Genomic DNA, 4,437 nt, shown 5'->3' with positions numbered 1-4,437 from the left:
GTGGCACGTCTACACCTTCATCGCCGCCCGGCCCGTCCGGCAGCTGAAGGCGAAGATCCGTGCGCTGACGCACAGGACGTCGCAACAGGACCTCAGATCCGTGCTGATCCGGATCAACCAGATCACGCGCGGATGGTCCGCCTACTTCCGGCATGCGGTGGCGAAGAGCCAGTTCAGCACGCTGGCCAGCTTGATCTGGTGGCGGCTGATCCGGATGCTCCGCACACGGCATGGGCAAGGTCACCGTGACCCGCTACCGATGGCGAGGCGCTCGCATCCCCAACCCCTGGGCTCCACAGACCCTTTGACGACAGTCTCCGTGGAGAGCCCGTTGCGTCGAGAGGCGCACGACGGGTGTGCGCCGTGAGGCGCTTCGTTGTATCCCCGACGCAGTCGGGAGGAACTCGGAGGGAGGTTCCTGGGTCACCTGACTCACCTGGACGCGAAAGCGCGAGGGGACAAGAGCATGTCAGGGAAGCGGTGGCCGCCCGGAGGTGTCCGGGGCGGGGCGCCGCGAGACCCGCGCGATATGGCCAAGGCTGGATTGCTTGAAGCCCAATCTCCAGCAGTGAAAGTGCGCACTCGTCGGAACGACACCTGAAGCCGACGCCACGTCATGTCCGGTCATGAACCCGAGGACCGGACAACCTCCGTGACGTGGAGCATCGCCCAGCGAGGGCGGTCAAGGAGATGAGTGGGCGGCCTACGTCGTGCTCGATACGTACGGCGAAGACGTACCACGGGATCGCCTACGGGGCGCGAGCCCTATGGCGACGGAGTGCCCGTAGTAGTCGCAGGAGTGACGACCTGCCAGGGAGGACGGGAAAGCCGTCCGCAGGGCAAAGGGGCACAGGTGATCGAGATGTCCAGTGAAGGGAGGCATGCGTAATGCAGAGCGCCGAAGCGGTGCTGGACGTCATCCGTAAGCGCGGTGAGAGAGGACTGCCGGTCGAGAGGCTGTATCGGCAACTGTTCAACCCTCAGCTGTACTTGGTGGCCTACGGACGCATCTATGCCAACGCGGGTGCGATGACGCCCGGGACCACTGGGGAGACCGCGGACGGCATGTCGCTGGAGAAGGTCGGCAGCATCATCGACGCCTTGCGCGCCGAACGCTACCGATGGTCCCCGGTTAAGCGGGTCTACATCGAGAAGAAAGGGTCAACGAAGAAGCGCCCGCTGGGCTTGCCGACCTGGTCGGACAAGCTGGTCGCCGAGGTGGTGCGTCTGCTCCTTGAGGCGTACTACGACGTCCAGTTCTCCGACCGCTCCCACGGGTTCCGGCCCGGACGTGGCTGTCACACCGCGCTCAGCGAGGTCGTGGAAGTCTGGAAGGGAACCCACTGGTTCGTCGAGGGAGATATCTCCGACTGCTTCGGCAGCCTCGATCACGAGGTGATGCTGTCGACGCTGGCGGAGAAGATCCACGACGGCCGGTTTCTACGGCTGATCAGCCACATGCTCAAGGTCGGATACCTGGAGGACTGGCGCTGGCACGCCACGCTCAGCGGCGCGCCGCAGGGCGGGGTGGCCTCGCCGATCCTCTCGAACATCTACCTCGACCGGCTGGACCAGTTCATCGAACAGTCTCTGCTGCCCGAGTACAACAAGGGCCTGCGACGGCAGCCCAACCGGGCGTATCAGGTCATCGGTTACGCGATCGAGAAGGCCAAACGGCACGGCGACCGGGAGGCGGTGCAGGCGCTTCGGCTCCAGCGTCGCTCCCTGCCGAGCCAGGACCCGAACGATCCGAACTACCGGCGACTGCGCTACGTCCGTTACGCCGACGACTGGCTCCTGGGGTTCGCCGGCCCCAAGCACGAAGCCGAGGAGATCAAGACGAGGATCGGTGAGTTCCTGCGCGACGAGCTCAGGCTGGAACTCTCCGTCTCCAAGACCGTGATCACCCACGCCACCAGCCAGGCGGCGCACTTCCTCGGCTACGAGATCAGAGCCCAGCACTCCGACACGAAGATCACCCGGAACCGTCGGGCGGTCAACGGAGCGATCGGCCTGTTCGTGCCCAAGCAGGTGATCAGGCAGAAATGCGCGCAATACATGAGCAAGGGACGACCCGCGCAACGCGGTGTGCTGCTGCACGACGAGGACTTCACGATCGTCGCGAAGTACCAGGCCGAGTACCGGGGGTTGGTCCAGTACTACCTCCTCGCCCAGGACGTGTTCCGCCTGGGAAGGCTCCAGTGGGTCATGGAGACCTCGCTGCTGAAGACGCTGGCCGGGAAGCACCGGTCAACGGTCACGAAGATGGCTCGGAAGTACAAGAGCGCCGTCGAGACACCTGAAGGACCGCGAACCTGTCTGACCGTCACCGTCCCACGCGACCGGGGAAGGAAGCCGCTGGTCGCCCGCTTCGGCGGCATCCCGCTCAAACGACAGCGCACGGCAGTCCTCACCGACCAACGGCCGGTCATGGCCAGCACGAAGCGAAACGAGCTGATCCACCGGCTCCTCGCCGAGTGCTGCGAGATCTGCGAAGCCCGGACGAACCTTGAGGTCCACCACGTCCGCAAGCTCGCCGACCTCAACCAGCCCGGACGTCGGGACAAGCCCGCATGGGTGCACCTCATGGCGAAACGACGGCGAAAGACCCTGGTGATCTGCCGCCGCTGCCACGAAGACATCCATGCCGGACGAGGCACCGCACCACCACAGAAATGATCACAGGAGAGCCGGATGCCGGGAACCTGGCCAGTCCGGTTCGGGAAGGGGCCGTCGGAAAAGGACCTCCACCAGAGGCACCTCGTCGGCGGCCTACTTCACTCGGCGAGCGGCACGGAGAACCGGACCGGGAGCAATCCCGGCACCGCGCTCCGTGCCGACTCGACTGCCGTTCCGGGAAGGGCGCGAGAGTTCGAAGAGAAGCACCTCGTCAACCAGGAAGCCGCCGAACCAGCGAACCTGAAACCACGTCGCAGCGGGGGAACCTCAGGCGCAACGTCTCGTCCCATGGGGGACGGCGCCTCGTGTCGGTGTCCGACCGTTCCGGACACGCGAGTGCACGCAGGTCCGCTGCTCGCCGCCGCCCGGCTGGGGCGGCTTTGCTGAATCGGCAACTTCCTTTGTCGCCTCGGTTTTGGCGAGTGAACATGCCTGTCATGAAGACAAAGCAGCCTGTGGAAGTGATCGTCATCGGCGGTGGTGCCGCCGGTCTGTCCGGGGCGTTGACCCTGGCCCGGGCGCGCCGCTCCGTGCTGGTGATCGACGCGGGGGAGCCGCGCAACGCGCCTGCTTCCGGCGTGCACGGATTCCTCTCGCGCGACGGCATGCTGCCTCGCGATCTCGTCGCCCGTGGGCAGGAGGAGGTGGCCCGCTACGGCGGCAGCGTGGTGGCTGGTCGTGTAGTCTCGGCCGCGCACGCCGACTGCCGGTTCGAGGTCACGACGGAGGCCGGCGAGCGCTACAGTGCCCGGCGGCTGCTGGTGGCCACGGGTCTGACCGACGAGCTACCCGAGGTGCCCGGTCTCGCCGAGAGGTGGGGACGCGATGTTCTGCACTGCCCCTACTGCCACGGGTGGGAGATCCGCGACCAGCCCCTGGGGGTGCTGGGGACGGGGCCGATGTCGGTGCACCAGGCACTGCTCTTCCGACAGTGGACCTCACGCATCACCCTGTTCCCCGCCGACCGCGTCGAGGTTACCGATTATCAGCGCGAACAGTTGACTGCGCGCGGTATCGACGTGGTGGAGGGCGCGGTGGCGGCTGTCGAGGTGGACGAGGACCGGCTGACCGGGATCCGGCTGGCCTCCGGCCGACTGGTCGAGGTCACGGCGGTGGCGTTGAGTCCACGGATGCGTGCCGGCAACGTGCTGTTGAGCCTCGGCCTCGAGCCGGTCGAGCACCCGATGGGAGTCGGCGAGCACATCGAGGCCGATGCGACCGGCCGCACCGCGGTGCCGGGCGTGTGGGTGGCCGGCAATGCCACCGACCTGGCCGCTCAGGTCGTCGGTGCGGCGGCGGCCGGCAACGTGAGTGCTGCCGCGATCAACGCCGATCTGGTGGCGGAGGACACCAGCATCGCCGTTGCCGCACTGCGGCGCGCGCAGGAAGTCCGGGGACAGGCCGAGAGCCAGAGGCTGTGAACGCCTTTCCGGTGAGCCCGGAAGCGTGGACGCCTTCTCCCGCATCCGGTCAGCGATGTGGATGCGCTCCTCCTCGCTGAGGTACCGGCCGGTCGCGGTAGGGGCGGCCGCCCGTTGCGAACGAACGGGCGGCTCGACCCTTCTGCCGTTTCCTCGGAAGCGTCCGTTGCGCCACCCGCGGCCGGTCCGCGGGTGGACGCCTGCACGCTTGGCTGCCTCGGCGTTGCTGTATCCCTGCTGCACGAGCCGGAAGTATTCCGCCGGTTCGGCTTGCAGCCTCTTGCGCCCTTGCGGTCGCCGATCCTCGCGGACCTCGAACTCCTTCGCACCCCCTGAG

General features: G+C 66.9%; 3 protein-coding genes. All 3 read left to right on the top strand.

The window, feature by feature from the left end:
• A partial coding sequence (locus tag P3T35_RS40195) for a group II intron maturase-specific domain-containing protein (protein ID WP_280709855.1) occupies positions 1-367 on the top strand: 367 nt, incomplete at its 5' end.
• Between the two features lie 521 nt (positions 368-888).
• Positions 889-2,679, top strand: a complete 1,791-nt coding sequence (locus tag P3T35_RS40190) for a reverse transcriptase/maturase family protein (RefSeq protein WP_101383046.1) — start codon at positions 889-891, stop codon at positions 2,677-2,679.
• 428 nt (positions 2,680-3,107) lie between these two features.
• Positions 3,108-4,100 (top strand): NAD(P)/FAD-dependent oxidoreductase, encoded by a 993-nt coding sequence (locus P3T35_RS40185; RefSeq protein ID WP_101383045.1) that lies wholly within the window; start codon positions 3,108-3,110, stop codon positions 4,098-4,100.
• The last annotated feature ends 337 nt before the right edge of the window (positions 4,101-4,437 follow it).

This window comes from Kitasatospora sp. GP30 (assembly GCF_029892145.1).
In the GTDB taxonomy this organism is placed as follows: Bacteria; Actinomycetota; Actinomycetes; order Streptomycetales; family Streptomycetaceae; genus Kitasatospora; species Kitasatospora acidiphila.
Note: the sequence above shows the minus strand (reverse complement) of the source record. Positions and strands in the feature narration are given on the sequence as shown.